The organism is Leifsonia sp. AG29 (genome assembly GCF_009765225.1).
Classification (GTDB): Bacteria; Actinomycetota; Actinomycetes; order Actinomycetales; family Microbacteriaceae; genus Leifsonia.
In genome coordinates, this window is sequence record NZ_VMSF01000001.1 from 808,701 (window position 1) to 824,462 (window position 15,762).

Here is a 15,762-nt window from a genome sequence, read left to right on the forward strand (position 1 = left end):
GCCGAATCCGCCCTTCGCGCCGGTCCTCCCGCCCCGTCGCAGCTCTAGATTCGTGCTGAATGTCAAGTTTGCGCGGCGCCGAAGGCACATTCGTCACGAATGTGCCCCCCCGGCCCCGCCCCGCCGGCGGCCGCCCCGCGCGGGCGCGGGCCTGCATTCGTGCCGAATGCTGCTCCTCGGGGTCGGTAAGGCGACATTCGTGACGAATGTGCGTTCCGCGCCTCCTCTCACGAGCGCCGGCGGGGGCTGCATTCGTGACGAATCCGCGTCGGTGCTGCGCCGCTCGGCTCCGGCGCGAGGCGGCGGATGCGACAATGGGTGCATGCCAGCTACCTCCGTGGACACGACCCTGCCGTTCAAGGTCGCCGACCTCTCGCTCGCCGAGGCGGGCAGGCACCAGATCCGGCTCGCCGAGAACGAGATGCCGGGGCTCATGTCGCTCCGCGAGGAGTTCGGGCCGCAGCAGCCGCTGAAGGGCGCCCGGATCGCCGGTTCCCTGCACATGACGGTACAGACGGCGGTGCTCATCGAGACGCTCGTCGCGCTCGGCGCGCAGGTGCGCTGGGCCAGCTGCAACATCTTCTCCACGCAGGACGAGGCGGCGGCGGCCGTCGCGGTCGGCCCCCACGGCTCTCCGGAGGCGCCCGCCGGCGTCCCCGTGTTCGCCTGGAAGGGCGAGACGCTCGAGGAGTACTGGTGGTGCACCCAGCAGATCTTCGACTGGAGCGCCGAGGCCGCGGAGGCGGGAGCCGACTGGACGGGGCCGAACCTCATCCTCGACGACGGCGGCGACGCCACCCTTCTCGTGCACAAGGGCCGCGAGTTCGAGCTCGCCGGCGCCGTCCCGGCCGACCAGCCCGGCGACAGCCACGAGTATCGTGTCATCCTCGCGGCGCTCCGGGCATCGCTCGCACGGTCGACCGACCGCTGGACCCGCATCGCAGAGGGGATCCTCGGCGTCACGGAGGAGACCACGACGGGTGTGCACCGGCTCTACGAGCTCGCGAAGCACGGCCAGCTGCTCTTCCCCGCGATCAACGTCAACGACTCGGTGACGAAGAGCAAGTTCGACAACAAGTACGGGATCCGTCACTCCCTCCCCGACGGTCTCAACCGCGCCACCGACGTGCTCATCGGCGGCAAGGTCGCGTTCGTGGCCGGCTACGGCGACGTGGGCAAGGGTGCGGCGGAGGCGCTGCGCGGCCAGGGCGCCCGGGTGATCGTGAGCGAGGTCGACCCGATCAACGCCCTGCAGGCCGCCATGGACGGCTACCAGGTGGCCCGGCTCGAATCGGTGATCGACCAGGTCGACATCCTCATCACCGGAACCGGCAACGTCAACGTCGTGACGCTCGATCACCTCCTCGGGCTCAAGCACCTCGCGATCGTCGCCAACGTCGGCCACTTCGACAACGAGATCGACATGGCCTCGCTGGAGGCGCTCCCCGGCGCCGAGAAGGTCGAGATCAAGCCCCAGGTCCACGAGTGGAGGCTGCCCACCGGCCGCAGCGTGCTGATCCTGTCGGAGGGGCGCCTGATGAACCTCGGAAACGCCACCGGGCACCCGAGCTTCGTGATGAGCAACTCGTTCACCAACCAGGTGCTCGCGCAGCTCGAGCTGTTCGTGTCGACCGAGCAGTACCCCGTCGGTGTCTACGTGCTGCCGAAGCACCTCGACGAGAAGGTCGCGCGCCTCCACCTCGCCGCGCTCGGCGTGGAGCTCACCACGCTGACGGACGAGCAGGCCGCATACATCGGCGTGCCCGTCGAGGGGCCCTACAAGGTGGAGCACTACCGGTACTGATGGTGCTCGAGTTCGCAGACCGGGGCCTGCCCGGCGACCTGATCCTTCGCGTGCGGCGCGAGGACGACTCCGCCGCGCTCGCTGCCGCGTACCGCCGCAACCGCGGCCACCTCGCCCCGTGGGACCCGACGCGCACCGAGGACTTCTTCACCGAGCAGGGACAGCTCGAGCAGACCCGCGAGCTGCTCGCCCTCCGCCAGACCGGCGCCGCGCTTCCACTCGTCCTCGTCGACGGCGACGAGATCGCCGGCGGTGTCACGCTCAGCGGTATCGTGCGGGGCGCCTTCCAGTCGGCCATGGTCGGCTACTGGCTCGACAGGGACCACGTCGGCCGCGGTCTCGCCTCGGCGGCGCTGTCAGCGGTCGTCGAGGCCGCACGCGACGACTTCGGGCTCCACCGCATCCAGGCGGCCACCATGCTGGCCAACCACGCCTCGCAGTCGGTGCTGGTGCGCGCCGGGTTCGAACGCATCGGCGTCGCCCCGCAGTACCTCAACATCGCGGGGCGCTGGCAGGACCACGTGCTGTTCCAGCGCATCCTGCACGACTGAGCCCGGCACCCGCCGCGGGCGCACGCCGGCTCAGCGTTCGGGGAACTCGTGCGGCAGCCGGTCGAGCACCGGCCGCAGCGCCTCCAGTCGTGCCTGCTCGAGAGCGAGTCCGCGGCTCTCGCGACTCCGCCGGAGCACCGCGACCGCGACGAGGAACGACTCCGCATCCACGGGAGGAAGCGGCGACACGTACGCGGACGCCTCCCGTGCCAGCTCGGTGCTGAGCCCCACACGGGCTGCCGGGGTCAGTTCGGGCGCCTGCCGCACGAACTGCGCGATCCGCCGCGACAGCCGGTCGGGGAGGCGCCCCACATCGGCGGTCGCCGCCCACCCCGCGAGGTGCGGCGGAAGCTGGAGCTCGAGCGGCCGCGGCGCCGGCACGCGCTCGAGCTGGCTGTACGTCCCCGCCAGCAGGTCGCCGAGCCGCTTGGAGCGGGCGTTGAGGAGGCCCGTGAGCGCCGCGAGCCCGCCCACCGTCATGAAGATCTCCAGCACGCCCACGAGCGCCCGGATGAAGGCGTGCCGGAGCCCGATCGCACCGCCGTCATCGCGCACGATCCGCGCTCCGACCGCCAGCTTGCCGAGCGACTTCCCCCGGGAGGCGACCTCGACGGTGGTCGGCAGCACGACCATCCCGAAGACGAGGATGAGGATCACGAGCGCCCGCAGGAGGGACTCGTCGAGCCCTCCGCCCGTGGCCACGAGCAGGAGGATGCAGCCGAGCATGACGAGCATGTACGCCACCCAGTCGATGATCGTCCCGGCGGCCCGGAGGATGTAGCTCGCCGGCTTGACGTCGAGCGCGACGGCCTCACCGGTGAGGACTTCGCGATCGCCCGCGATCCTGCTCGCCCCCGCGACCTGCGTCATAGATAGCATCTAAGCAGAATGGACCTCGACGCATACACTGCCGCGCACAGCGCCGACTGGGATGAGCTCTCCCGGCTGGCGAAGAAGCGGCGCCTCGACGGTCGTGAGGCCGACCGGCTGATCGAGCTGTACCGCGCCGGGGCGGCCGACCTCTCCGCCATCCAGACGAGCGCCGGGTCCACCGCCGTGGGTGACCGGCTCTCGCTCGCCCTCGCCTCCGCCCGGCTGCGCTTCACGGGCGCGGCCGTCGGTCTGCTCGCGGGCGTGCCGCGCTTCTTCGCGCTCCAGCTGCCCGCGGCGCTGTACCGGATCCGCTGGCTCGTCCTCGCGATCGCCCTGATCACGACCGTCGTGGCGACGCTGTTCGCGCTCTGGATCACCGGCAATCCGGAGGTGCTGCGCAACCTGGGGGCCGACTCCGATCTCCGCCGGTACGCCGAGCACGATTTCATCGACTACTACTCGCACAATCCGGCGGCGTCCTTCGCCGGCCAGGTGTGGACCAACAATGCCTGGATCGCAGCGCAGTGCATCGCGTTCGGCATCACCGGCATCTACGTCCCCTTCATCGTGCTGCAGAACGCCGTCAACGTCGGAGTCGCCGCCGGTGTGATGTTCTCCTACGGGAGGGGCGATGTGATGTTCTCCTACATCCTCCCGCACGGCCTCCTCGAACTGACGAGCGTGTTCGTGGCGGCGGCGGCGGGCCTGCGGATCTTCTGGGCCTGGATCGCTCCGGGAGCCCGCACGCGGTCGGCGGCGCTCGCGGAGGACGGCCGGGCCCTGTTCACCGTCGCGGTCGGCTGTGCGATCTCCCTGTTCGTCTCCGGACTGATCGAGGGCTTCGTCACCCCGTCCGGGCTGCCCGTCTGGGCCAAGATCGGCATCGGGGCCACGGCGCTCGCTGCCTACCTGTACTACATGCTCGTCGTCGGCCGTCGAGCGGTTCGCCTGGGCGAGACCGGCGACCTCGACGAGTTCGAGGCGGGGGCGCGCAGCGTCGTCGCCGGCTGACCCTCAGAGCCTGCCGGCCGCCTTCAGCGCCAGATACCGATCCGCGAGGGCGGGAGGGAGTTCCTCCGGCGAACCCGTCACCACGTCGCCGCCCAGCCGCCGGATGGCCGCCGCGACCCGTGCGATATCGACGAGCTCCCGTTCCGCCGCCGCGGCCCGGTAGACCTCGGAACGGTTCCCGCGCTGCGTCGTCGCCGCGACGGTGCCGGGATCGGTGACGCTCGCCACGACGACGAGGTGCTTGGCCGTGAGCTGGGGGAGGACCGCGAGCAGGCCGCGGGACGCCGCCGGCGACTCGATCGGCGTGAGGAGGACCACGAGCGAGCGCTGGCTCGTCATCGCGGACACCTGACCCGGGATCGCCGACCAGTCGGACTCGATCAGCGCCGGCTCGATGCCGGCCATGACGTCGACCATCCGCGACAGCAGTTCCGGCCCGTTCGCGGCGTGCACCCGGCCACGGGGGCGTCGGTCGTAGGCCAGCAGGTCGACCCGGTCTCCGGCGCGAGTGGCGAGGGCGCCGAGCAGCAGAGACGCCTCGAAAGCCGTGTCGAGGCGCGGCTCGTCGTCGACGCGGGCGGCGGAGGTGCGCCCGGTGTCGATGACGATCACGACCCTCCGGTCGCGCTCGGGACGCCAGGTCCGGACCATGACCCGGGTTCCCGCGCCGTTGACCGGGTCGTGCCGCCGCGCGGTGGCACGCCAGTCGATCGAGCGGACGTCGTCGCCGCGCACGTACTCCCGCAGCGAGTCGAACTCGGTTCCCTGCCCGCGGTGGAGCACGCTCGTCGCGCCGTCGAGCTCGCGGAGGCGCGCCAGCCGCGACGGGAGGTGCTTGCGAGCGTCGAACGGAGGAAGGACCCGGATGCGTCCGGGCGACTCGAGCGTGGCCTGACGCGCGCACAGGTGCAGTGGCCCCCAGGAGCGGATGGTCACCTGGGCGACGCGACGCTCGCCGCGCCTCCAGGGCCGGAGCGCCGTGGTGACCAGCCTGCGCTCGCCGGCGGGGATGGCGACCCTCGCCCGCGCGGTGGCCGCGCCCGCCGAGGGCTCCCAAGCGTCCCGGACGGTTCCACGCAGCGGCCTCGGGCCCGTGTTGGTCACGAAAAGCTGCGCTTCGGCCTCCGCGTGCAGGCGGACGCGGGCGGGAACGTCGCGTGAGAGCACGACACGCCGTGGCGACGCGGCGAGCGTCAGGTCGACCGCGCCCAGGACGAGGCACAGGAGCACCCAGCCGCCGAGCACGGCGTATGCCACGGCGTCGGCCCCGCCGAGCACGACGACCGGGATGGCGCCGAGGGCGAGGAGCGCGACGAAACGTCCGGAAAGGGTCACGCCGCCGCCTAGATCGGAACCTGGACCTGCTGCACGATCGAGCGCAGCACGGCGTCCGTCCCCACACCCTCGAGCTCCGCTTCGGGTCGCAGCTGGAGGCGGTGGCGCCAGACAGGGATCAGCATGGCCTGCACGTGGTCCGGTGTGATCGAGTCGTAGCCCGACAGCCACGCCCAGGCCTTGGCGGCGGCGAGGAGGGCGGTCGTCCCGCGCGGGCTCACACCGAGCTTGACGGACGGGCTGCGGCGGGTCGCGCGGGCGAGGTCGACGATGTAGGCCAGCACATCGGCGTTCGCCCCGACGGCGGACGCCGACTCGCGGGCCGCCTTCAGGTCGGAGGCGCTGAGGACCGGGGTGACGCCCGCGGCCGCGAGGTCGCGCGGGTTGAACCCGGCGGCGTGGCGGCGGAGCACCTCCACCTCGGTGTCGCGTTCGGGCACGTCGAGCGTGAGCTTCAGGAGGAACCGGTCGAGCTGCGCCTCGGGCAGCGCGTAGGTGCCCTCGTACTCGATCGGGTTCTGGGTCGCCGCGACGATGAAGGGGTCGGGGAGCGGCCGGGTGACCCCGTCGACCGAGACCTGGCGCTCCTCCATCGCCTCGAGGAGCGCCGACTGGGTCTTCGGCGGCGTGCGGTTGATCTCGTCGGCGAGGAGGATGTTCGTGAACACCGGCCCCTCCCGGAACACGAACCCGCCGGTCTGCGCGTCGTAGACGAGCGAGCCCGTCACGTCGCCGGGCATGAGGTCGGGTGTGAACTGGACACGCTTGGTGTCGAGGGCGAGCGCCTGGCTGAGCGCGCGGACGAGGAGGGTCTTGGCGACGCCGGGCACGCCCTCGAGCAGCACGTGCCCTCGGACGAGCAGGGCGATGGTGAGGCCGGTGACGGCCCCCTCCTGCCCGACGACCGCCTTTCCGACCTCCGCGCGGACGGCCGCCAGAGCGCGCCGAAGTCGGTCCGCCTCGCCGGAGGGGGCGGCGGAATGGGCGCCGGATGCGGCGTGGGCGCCGGGAGCTCCGGACGCGGACGCGGCGGCGGTGGAGGCTCCGGTGGTCAGATCGGTCATGGGTCCATTCTTCCGGTCGGGCGCGGGTCGGCGGGCGAGACGGCGGCGGCGACCGCGCCCTCGAGCGCGGCCAGGTCGTCGGAGAGGGTGAGGAGCGCGGCGTCGGTCGACGGGACGGCGTCGATGAGGAGGGCACGGACCGCGGAGGGATCGCGCCCGGTCAGCGCCGCAGCGGCGTCGGCGATCTCGGGCGCGGTGGAGGCGGCGGGCAGTCCGGCTAGCCGGGCCAACCGGCCGAGCGCCCCGATCCGGAGCGCGTCAGCGGCGCGGAGCCGTGCGCGGGAGCGCTGGTAGAGCCGGGCCCGTCCCTCCACCGTCTCGCCGGCCCGGACGATCACGGGCAGGTCCTCCACGACGAGCGGTCCGAACCGCCGACCGCGCCAGACGGCTGCCGCGATGGCGACCAGCACGAACAGGATGACGACCGGCGTCACCCAGCCGGGCGTCAGCGCCTGGAGGCTCGGGGGGCCGGTCACCGGCCGGTCGTCGATGCTCGGGAGATACCAGACCAGAGTGCGATGCTCGCCGAGCACGCCGAGCGAGAGCGCGGCGTTCCCCAGACGGGCGGCGCCGTCGTTCATCAGCACGGCCGCCGACCCGACGAGGTAGAGACGCGATCCCGAGAACTCGGTGGCGACCAGCGAGGCCCGGTCGCCCGACCGGAAGCACGCGGTGCCGTCGCCCGTGACCCTGAAGGTCCCCGGGTGCGACGTCCCGGAGGCGGTGCCCGACGACGGCCGGGGGTCGATCCGCCCGGCCCGGACGGCCACCGGCAGATCGCAGCCGGCCAAGGCCGTCCCCGTCGGGGCTCCTCCCGCGCTGACTCGCGGGGCCAGCGTCTGCAGGGCCGAGAAGTCGGGTTCGACGACGACGAGTGTGCGTGCGGAGGAGGCGAGCCGGTGGTAGGCGTCCGCGTCGAGGTCGCCCTGCGGATCGAACACGAGGATCGTGGTGTCGCCCTCGGCCTGACGCGTCGCCGAGCTCAGGGAGTTCGCGGTCCGGACGTTCACGCCCTGCTGCTCGAGGACCTGGGCGACTGCTCGGCCGCCCACCGGCCCGGCGTTGTCCCGATCGAGGGGGACGCCCGCACTCGAGCCGCCTCCGGTGAGCAGGATGCCGAACAGGGTGACGAGCACGGCGATCGCGCCGAGGATGATCCACGGGACCGCGCGGCGCGCCGTCTGCCGCACGCTCGGGGTGAGCGCCTGAGCGTCCTGCGATGCCGTGCCGCCGCCCTCGCGCTCCTCGGCGCGGGTCGGAGCGGGTGCGCTCACGCGGGCACCGTTGGGACGGCGACGGGCGGCAGGGACGGCCGGGTCCGGCTCAGGCGCTGGTCGAGGGCGATGAGCCGCTGGAACTGCGCCTCCGTGCCGGAACCGCTCAGATACCGCACCCGGTCGAAGTCACGGGCCGCGCCGGACAGCGCGTCCGTTTCGGCCGGAAAGACCTCGGCGGCGCGAACCGCGAACTCCGTCGCGGTGGTGCCCGGTGTGACCGTGAGCAGGGTCCGCTCGGCGAGGGCCAGCGCGATCGCGCGGAACTGCTCCTCGATGGCGGTCACCCAGTCCTCCGCGCTCGCAGCCGTGCTCGCAGCGAGGCGGAGCTCATCGGCGGTGCGCGAATCGGTCGCGCCGAACACGGCGCGGCGTGAGGCGGCGGTCCGCCGGTTCACGGTGGGGCGACCGAAGACGAGGAAAGCGGTGACGACGAGCGCCGCGAGTACGAGCAGCACCACGATGAGGAGCACGGGTGGGGCGCTTCCCGTCGGCCCGTTCAGGAGGGACGCGAGCCAGTCCTGCACGGCCTTCGACGCGATGTCGAACCACGTGGGCTTCGCCGCCTGGTACTCGGGCTTGGACAGCTCGCCCGTGATCCAGTCCTGCGCCTGCGGGGAGCTCGGGTCGACCGGCACGTCCGTGAGGGCCACGTCAGCCGCCCGGCCACGCCGCCGGGGCCGCGGGCGGTGCCGCGCCCGGGGCCGGGGCGAGGTAGGGGTCGGGGAGGTCCTGGCCGGCCTGGCGCCCCTCCACGTAGCGCACCAGTTGGAGGTCGAGGCCCTCCTTGCGCATCCGGAGGTCGATGTAGAGGAGCGCGACGGCGGCCGTCTGGAGGACGCTCCCGATCGCGCCGACGACCGCGGTGACGACGCTCGAGAGGAGGTTCACACCGAGTTGGCTGACGATCAGCTGCGTCGTCGGATCGGTCCCCGCCGTGGAGGCGCCGGTCGGGTCGAAGACGGCACCGACCATCGCCCCGAGGATGCCGAACGGGATGGCGATGACCTGGGTCACCGAGTAGACGATGACCCCGATCAGGGCGATCAACCCGAACGTCTTCCAGAAGTAGCCCGTCGTCAGCCGCCACGATCGCGCAACGGCGGCCCGGAGCGGCAGCCGCTCGAGCACGATCGCGCTCGGCACGATCGCCAGCTTGGTGTTCACCCTCACGGCGAGGACGAGGAGGCCGATGCCGCCGAACAGCCCGGCGAGGACCGCTCCGATGACGCCGGCCGTGCCGCCGAGTGCGGCCAGGGCGATGATCACGCCCACGAGGAGGCCGAGGGCCACGATCCATGCGAGCGCGAAGAGGAAGGTCCACCCGATCAGCACGCCGAGGCGTCCCTTGATGGCGCGCCACAGGGCGCCGAACGTGAGCTTGTCGCCGACGGTCCCGCGGGCCACCTCGGCGACCACCACGCCCTGCAGCAGGGCGCTGAACACGGTCGAGATGACGATCGACAGCACTCCGAGCACGACCACGCCCCCCACAGCGCCGGCGCGCAGCGTCGCCTGGTCGGCCGCGTCGGCATTGGCGGCTCGGGTCAGGAGCAGCGCGGCGCCCGACGCGAGGAGCACCGAGACGATGATGCTCGGGATGCCCTGGAGGAGGAGCGCCGCGCCCACGGTGATGCGCGGGTTGCGCCGCAGCGCCTGGAACGGAGCGCCGAGAAGCGTGCCGAAGGGCAGCGGGCGCAGCGGGATGAGACCCGGCTTCGGCGGCGGGGCCCAGCCGGGGCCGGGCAGCTGCTGCGGAGCGGCCTGCTGCCAGTCGGGCACGTATCCGGGTGCGTACTCGCCGTAGCGGGGACGCTCGGGCGACGGAGGCGTCCCGCCTCCGTGCCGGCCCTGCCCCTGCGCGTTCTGGTCGTCGCTCACGCTTGCCCTTCCGTCCCCCGCGAGTGCGTTCCTCCCATGCTGGCACACCGGGCGGTCCGCCCGATGCCCCGCCGACAGGGCACGCCGGAGCCCTCCGTCGACCCCGCCCCGGCACCCGCCCGGGCCGCGCACAGCGCGCATCCAAGGCTCGTGCAGCCGTCTCGGATACGCTTGTCCAGTTGCACCGCGGCCCTGGCGGCCGCCCGAGAGGAGCACAGGGGAACCCGCGCACATGACAAGTCGCATCCTGGTGGTCGACGACGACACCGCGCTCGCCGAGATGATCGGCATCGTGCTGCGCACGGAGGGGTTCGACCCGGTCTTCTGCGAGGACGGTGCGCAGGCCGTCGAGACGTTCCGCTCCGCCAAGCCGGATCTGGTCCTCCTCGACCTCATGCTCCCCGGGCTGGACGGGATCGAGGTGTGCAGCCGCATCCGCGCCGAGTCGGGGACGCCCATCATCATGCTCACCGCGAAGTCCGACACGGCCGACGTGGTCAAGGGCCTCGAGTCGGGCGCGGACGACTACATGGTGAAGCCGTTCAACCCGAAGGAGCTCGTCGCGCGCATCCGCACGCGGCTGCGGCCCGCCCCGGCGACGCCTCCGGCCGAGCTGCTGCGCGTCGGCGACCTGACGGTCGACGTCGCCGGCCACGAGGTGCGCCGCGACGACGAGCGGATCGCGCTGACGCCGCTGGAGTTCGACCTCCTGCTCGCCCTCGCCTCCAAGCCGCAGCAGGTGTTCACGCGGGAGATGCTCCTCGAGCAGGTGTGGGGCTACCACTACAAGGCCGACACCCGGCTCGTGAACGTCCACGTCCAGCGGCTGCGCGCGAAGGTCGAGCAGGATCCGGACAACCCCAAGATCGTCATGACCGTGCGCGGTGTCGGCTACCGCGCCGGCGCCGCGACCTAGCGGGGGACCGGAGCGGCGATGCGGTTCCGCTGGCCGGACAGGACCTGGTGGCGGCAGCTGCCCGGGCGGGCGGCGCGCGTCTGGCGGAGCTCGCTGCAGGTGCGGACCGTCACGATCACGCTCGCGCTCACGGGCATCGCGATCCTCTTCACCGGCGTCTACATGGCGCTCAGCATCAGCAACGACCTGTACCAGTCGCGCCTCGACCAGGCGCTGCGCGACTCCAGCCGCGCCACGACGACGGCGCAATCGACCCTAAACGCGTCGGACGTCTCGTCGGGCGACGGAGGGAAGAACCTCCTGAACACGGCCCTGCAGTCCGTGCAGGCGTCCACATCGAGCAGGCTCGTCGCGGCCTACCGGGTGCCCGGGCAGGACACGAGCGTCATCGCCCCTCCCGACCGCGGCAGCCCGGCGCTCAACTCCGTGATCTCCGACGACCTCCGGAAGGCGGTGCAGAAGGGAGGCGGGAAGCAGTTCTACCAGTCCGTGGCGCTTCCCGCGAGCAACGGCGCCACCGACCCCGGGATCGTCGTCGGCACGCAGCTCGACCTCCCCGCCTACGGCAGCTACGAGCTCTACATCGGCTACAACCTCAGCGACTCCCAGAGCACGCTCCTGTTCGTCGAGAACACGCTGCTCCTCGCGGGCCTCGCGCTGATCGTGCTGATCGGGGCGATCACCTGGGTCATCGTGCGCTTCGTCGTGGAGCCGATCCGGGTCGCAGCGCGGACCAGCGAGCGACTGGCCGCCGGCGACCTCGCGGTGCGCATCCCCGAGCGGGGCGAGGACGTCTTCGCGACGCTGGCCCGCTCGTTCAACGGGATGGCGGACAGCCTCCAGAGCCAGATCAACCAGCTCGCCGCGCTCTCGCAGCTGCAGCAGCGCTTCGTGTCGGACGTCTCGCATGAGCTCCGCACGCCGCTGACCACCATCCGGCTGGCGGGCGACGTCATCTACGACCAGCGGGACTCGTTCCCGCCGGCCACCGAGCGGACGGCCGAGCTCCTGCACACGCAGATCGAGCGGTTCGACCGCCTCCTGTCCGACCTGCTGGAGATCAGCCGGTACGACGCGGGCTCGGTGGTGCTCGACGCCGAGCCGACGAACCTGGTCCGGCTCGCGGAGGAGGTCGTGGACGAGCTGCGCGCCCTGTCCGAGCAGAACGCTTCCGAGCTCGTGCTCGACGCGCCGGGAGGCTACTTCGACGTCCCCATGGATCCGCGGCGCATCCGGCGCGTCGTCCGCAACCTCATCGGCAACGCGATCGAGCACGGGGAGGGACGTCCGATCGTCGTCACGGTCGACAGCAACGAGAGCGCGGTCGCCCTGGCCGTCCGCGATTACGGCATCGGCATGAGCCAGCAGGAGGCGGGGCACGTGTTCGACCGCTTCTGGCGCGCCGACCCGTCGCGGAAGCGCACGCTCGGGGGCACCGGCCTGGGTCTCGCGATCTCGCTCGAGGACGCGACCCTCCATTCGGGCTGGCTGCAGGTCTGGAGCGCGCCCGGGCAGGGCTCTTGCTTCCGGTTGACGCTCCCTCGCGTGGCGGGGCGCGAGATCACCGCGTCGCCGCTGCCGCTGCCGCCGACAGACGCTGGTGCCGCCCGGCCGGCGAACGCGCTCGCGGACGACCCGTCTCGGGAGGTGCGATCGTGAGGAGACCGCTGCGGACCGTCGCCGCCCTCGTCGCCGTCGCCCTGGTGGGGGTACTGGCCGCGTGCGCGAGCATCCCCGATTCGGGACCCGTCCGGCAGGGGCGGGCGGTGACCCAGGTCAACGATTCGCTGGACCTCGACTTCAACCCGTCGCCGCCCGCGCCGGGCGCGTCCCAGCAGCGGATCGTCCAGGGGTTCATCGATGCGGCGTCGAGCCCGAAGAACAACTTCGCGATCGCCCGGGAGTACCTCACGGCCAAGGCCGCCGCCTCCTGGAACCCCGACGAGTCCGTCACCATCGACGACGGCCGCAACCGCGAGTACTCCGACGGCGGCGACCAGTGGCATCTCGAGGTGAGCCCGGTGGCGAACGTCGATTCGGACGGGGCCTACCATCCAGTCGCCAGCCGTGCCCCGGTCGGCCTGAGCTACCAGCTCGTCAAGGAGGACGGCCAGTGGCGGATCTCGGTGGCACCGGACGGCGTGGTGATCGACGATCCCACCTTCCGGGCCGTCTACACGCAGCAGACCCTCTACTTCTACAGCCCCGACTACGCCTACCTCGTCCCGGATGCCCGCTGGTTCCCCGCCCGCGTCGCGACGGCGGCTACCCGCGTCGTGGGTGCCGTGCTCGCCGGCCCGGTGCCGTGGCTGAAGGGGGCCGTCGTGAGCGCCTTCCCGCAGGGCACCCAGCTCGCCGTTCCCTCTGTGACGACCCAGGGAGGCGTGGCCCGGGTCGATCTCAGCTCCGAGGCCTCGCGGGCCGACGCCACGCAGCAGCAGCGGATGCAGTACCAGCTCGAGCAGAGCCTCGGGAGTCTGGCTCAGTCTGTGCAGCTCTCGGTCGAGGGCAACGTGCAGCAGATCCCCACGCTGCCCCCGAGCGACGCACCGCTGCAGGACCCGGGAGTCGACTCGCACCCGATCGTGTACCGCGGCAACCAGTTCGGGCTGCTCAACGGCTCGAGCGTGACCGATCTCGCCGGCATGAGCGACGACGTCGTCGCGCTCGGACCCACCGCAATCACGATCGACGCCGCTCGGGAGCAAGCCGCCGTCCTCGCCCAGGGAGCCGTCTGGTCGGTGCACCGGACCGGCAATCCGGTCCAGGTCGACAACCGGCCCGGGCTGATCGCGCCGTCGCTCGACAACGACGGGTTCGTCTGGTCGGTGCCCGGCTCGTCGCCGGACGCCCTCCTGGCCACGGGGACGAGTGGCGGCGCGCATCCGGTGAAGACGCAGTGGCCGGCCGCCTCCGCGGTGGTCGCGCTCGCCGTCTCGCGGGACGGCACCCGGGTGGTCGCCCTGCTCCGCACGGCGTCCGGATACTCCCTGGTCGCCGCGGGCATCGTCCGCGGGCCGGGGGACGTGCCCGCGTCGTTGACGCAGCCCGTCGAACTCGGTCTCGGCTCCGGACAGCCGCAGTCGATCGCTTGGACGGGGGAGTCGACCGTCGCCGTCCTCAGCACGGACGCCGGCGACGCCACCACCATCGAGGAGCAGACGATCGGCGGCACGCAGACGACCTCCGCGGGACCGGTCGACGGGCGGACGATCGTCGGGGCCGGCGGGCTCTCGCGGTACCTCGTGCTCGCCGCGGACGGGACGCTGCAGGCGCCGACGGGAACCGGCTGGCAGGCCCAGACCGACCGGGTCGGGGCGGTCGCGGTCCAGCTCGGCCAGCCCTGATCCACACCCGCGCCGGGCGTGCCAGGCTGTCCACAGATCCCCGCCGACGGCTCCGTCCGCGCTGCCGCTCGGCGAGTCTGTGGGCATGACAGCGACCGCCCTTCTCCGCGAATCCCTCCTCGACGCCGCAGCCGTCCTCCTCCCGGTGGCCTGCTCCGGGTGCGGCAGCCCCGACCGGTCCCTGTGCCGATCGTGCCGCTCCGAGCTGCGCCCGCGGGTCGTCGCCGCGACGGCCGGCGGCATCCCCGTGTGGGCTGCTCTCGAGTACGAGGGGGTCGCCCGGCGGGTCATCCTCGCCTACAAGGACGGGGGCCGGGTCGACGCGGCGCCGGCGCTCGCCGAGACGCTGCGCGCGGCCGTGGCAGCGGCTCAGCGCGGTGCGTCCGGCCCGCGGGAGGGAATCGGCTCGCCGCGGTCCCGCGCCTCCGCGGCGCTCCTCCCGGTGCTCGTCCCTTCGTCGCGCGCGGCCGCGCGGCGGCGCGGCTATCATCCGACCGGTCACCTGCTCGCCCGGGCCCACATCCTGGTCCCGCCCCTATGGGGCGCGCTCCGGTTCGCGCGCCAGCCGAAGGATCAGGCCGGACTGTCGGCCGTCGAGCGCGCGGGCAACCGCTCCGGGGCCCTCCGCGCGTCCCGCCGGCTCGCCGGGAGGCGCTGCCTGATCGTCGACGACATCGTCACCTCCGGGGCGACCGTCGCCGAGGCGGCCCGTGCCATCCGCGCGGCCGGCGGGTGTGTCGCGGGCGCCGCAGCCCTCGCGCGCACGCCCCTCCGGTACCCGGCGAGTCCACGGCTGCCCCACAGCGAGCCCTGATCGAATCCCCCTTTTTTCCGGTTCCTAAAGCCGGGAGGGAGCACTACGGTAGTCCAAAAGGCGCGAGCGATCCGCCCTTCTGCCCGGGCGGACATCGCACCGGAACAGGGAGGTCTCCATGGACATCAACATCATCGGACGCAACCTGGGAATCACGGACCGCTTCCGCGAGTACGCCACCGAGAAATCGGAGAAGGTCGCGCACCTCGCCGAGCGCGCCATCTCATTCGAGATCAAAGTGGTGCGCCACAACGAGAAGCAGGGCTCCCAGAACGGGGACGACCGCGTCGAGCTGACGCTGGTCGGACCCAAAGCAGTCGTGCGCTCCGAGGCGACCGGGACCGACAAGTACGCGGCGTTCGACATCGCGCTCGGCAAGCTGCTCGAGCGCGTCCGCCGCGCGAAGGACCGGCGCAAGGTGCACCGCGGCCAGCACAGACCGACCTCGCTGCGCGAGGCGAGTACCGACGGCTTCAGCGCTGTCGGCCTCGCCGCCGCCCCGGTCGCGGTGCTCGAGCAGGTGCGCACCGGAAGGGTCCCGACCGCGTCCGATGAGACCGAGGCCGCGCCGGAGGCGGCCGACGAGGAGTACTGCCCCGTCGTCATCCGGCGCAAGGTGTTCGCCTCGGTGCCGATGACCGTCGACGACGCGCTCTACTACATGGAGCTGGTGGGGCACGACTTCTACCTGTTCGTCGATCAGGAGACCATGCGCCCGAGCGTCGTGTACCGGCGCAAGGGCTGGGACTACGGCCTGATCTCGCTCGACGACGAGGCCGACGAGCTGCAGGAGGTCGCGACCGCGGCGCGCAAGCTCGGCTGAGCCGCTCCAGCCGATGGCGACCGCCCGGGCGGCGGCCGCCATCGGCGCGCGCTCACCGCGCTCGGAGCG

At 72.4% G+C, this 15,762-nt stretch carries 14 protein-coding genes; 8 read left to right on the plus strand and 6 right to left on the minus strand.

Annotated features, from left to right (window positions below):
• Positions 1–322: 322 nt before the first annotated feature.
• Positions 323–1,804 carry an adenosylhomocysteinase gene (gene ahcY / locus FPT20_RS03940; protein WP_158862799.1) on the plus strand — a complete coding sequence of 494 codons (1,482 nt, stop codon included), beginning with the start codon at positions 323–325 and terminating at the stop codon, positions 1,802–1,804.
• On the plus strand, positions 1,804–2,355 hold the full coding sequence (locus FPT20_RS03945) for a GNAT family N-acetyltransferase (protein ID WP_158862801.1): 552 nt from the start codon (positions 1,804–1,806) through the stop codon (positions 2,353–2,355). Before ahcY ends, FPT20_RS03945 begins: the two co-directional genes overlap by 1 nt.
• A 30-nt stretch (positions 2,356–2,385) precedes the next feature.
• On the opposite strand, the gene FPT20_RS03950 is transcribed toward FPT20_RS03945, so the two are convergent.
• Positions 2,386–3,225 (minus strand): RDD family protein, encoded by an 840-nt coding sequence (locus tag FPT20_RS03950; RefSeq protein WP_158862803.1) that lies wholly within the window; start codon positions 3,223–3,225, stop codon positions 2,386–2,388.
• An 18-nt stretch (positions 3,226–3,243) separates the two neighbouring features.
• On the opposite strand from FPT20_RS03950, the gene FPT20_RS03955 reads away from it, so the two are divergent.
• Positions 3,244–4,239 carry a stage II sporulation protein M gene (locus FPT20_RS03955; protein WP_158862805.1) on the plus strand — a complete coding sequence of 332 codons (996 nt, stop codon included), beginning with the start codon at positions 3,244–3,246 and terminating at the stop codon, positions 4,237–4,239.
• Positions 4,240–4,242: 3 nt separating this feature from the next.
• Here FPT20_RS03955 and FPT20_RS03960 read toward each other — a convergent pair whose 3' ends face one another.
• Genes FPT20_RS03960 through FPT20_RS03980 form a run of 5 tightly spaced genes read right to left on the minus strand, consistent with a single transcriptional unit; the run spans position 4,243 to position 9,793 of the window.
• Positions 4,243–5,574, minus strand: coding sequence for a DUF58 domain-containing protein (locus FPT20_RS03960; RefSeq protein WP_158862807.1), 1,332 nt, complete (start codon positions 5,572–5,574; stop codon positions 4,243–4,245).
• An 8-nt stretch (positions 5,575–5,582) separates the two neighbouring features.
• Positions 5,583–6,638, minus strand: coding sequence for an AAA family ATPase (locus FPT20_RS03965; protein ID WP_158862809.1), 1,056 nt, complete (start codon positions 6,636–6,638; stop codon positions 5,583–5,585).
• Complete coding sequence (locus FPT20_RS03970; protein ID WP_158862811.1) at positions 6,635–7,912, minus strand: DUF4350 domain-containing protein; 1,278 nt, start codon at positions 7,910–7,912, stop codon at positions 6,635–6,637. Before FPT20_RS03970 ends, FPT20_RS03965 begins: the two co-directional genes overlap by 4 nt.
• Positions 7,909–8,565, minus strand: a complete 657-nt coding sequence (locus FPT20_RS03975) for a DUF4129 domain-containing protein (RefSeq protein ID WP_158862813.1) — start codon at positions 8,563–8,565, stop codon at positions 7,909–7,911. The genes FPT20_RS03970 and FPT20_RS03975 overlap by 4 nt, the downstream gene beginning before the upstream one ends.
• Position 8,566: 1 nt before the next feature.
• Positions 8,567–9,793, minus strand: a complete 1,227-nt coding sequence (locus tag FPT20_RS03980) for a hypothetical protein (protein ID WP_158862815.1) — start codon at positions 9,791–9,793, stop codon at positions 8,567–8,569.
• Between the two features lie 232 nt (positions 9,794–10,025).
• Between FPT20_RS03980 and mtrA the strand changes: the two genes are divergently transcribed.
• From mtrA to hpf, 5 genes are all read left to right on the plus strand, one after another.
• Positions 10,026–10,709, plus strand: a complete 684-nt coding sequence (gene mtrA / locus FPT20_RS03985) for an MtrAB system response regulator MtrA (protein ID WP_158862817.1) — start codon at positions 10,026–10,028, stop codon at positions 10,707–10,709.
• 18 nt (positions 10,710–10,727) lie between these two features.
• On the plus strand, positions 10,728–12,368 hold the full coding sequence (gene mtrB / locus FPT20_RS03990) for an MtrAB system histidine kinase MtrB (protein WP_158862819.1): 1,641 nt from the start codon (positions 10,728–10,730) through the stop codon (positions 12,366–12,368).
• A complete protein-coding gene (locus tag FPT20_RS03995) occupies positions 12,365–14,056 on the plus strand; it encodes an LpqB family beta-propeller domain-containing protein (protein ID WP_158862821.1) in 1,692 nt (563 codons plus the stop codon). Before mtrB ends, FPT20_RS03995 begins: the two co-directional genes overlap by 4 nt.
• A gap of 85 nt (positions 14,057–14,141) precedes the next feature.
• Entirely contained in the window at positions 14,142–14,870 is a 729-nt protein-coding gene (locus FPT20_RS04000; protein ID WP_158862823.1) for a ComF family protein, read from the plus strand.
• Positions 14,871–14,988: 118 nt separating this feature from the next.
• Positions 14,989–15,693 (plus strand): ribosome hibernation-promoting factor, HPF/YfiA family, encoded by a 705-nt coding sequence (gene hpf / locus FPT20_RS04005; protein ID WP_158862825.1) that lies wholly within the window; start codon positions 14,989–14,991, stop codon positions 15,691–15,693.
• The last annotated feature ends 69 nt before the right edge of the window (positions 15,694–15,762 follow it).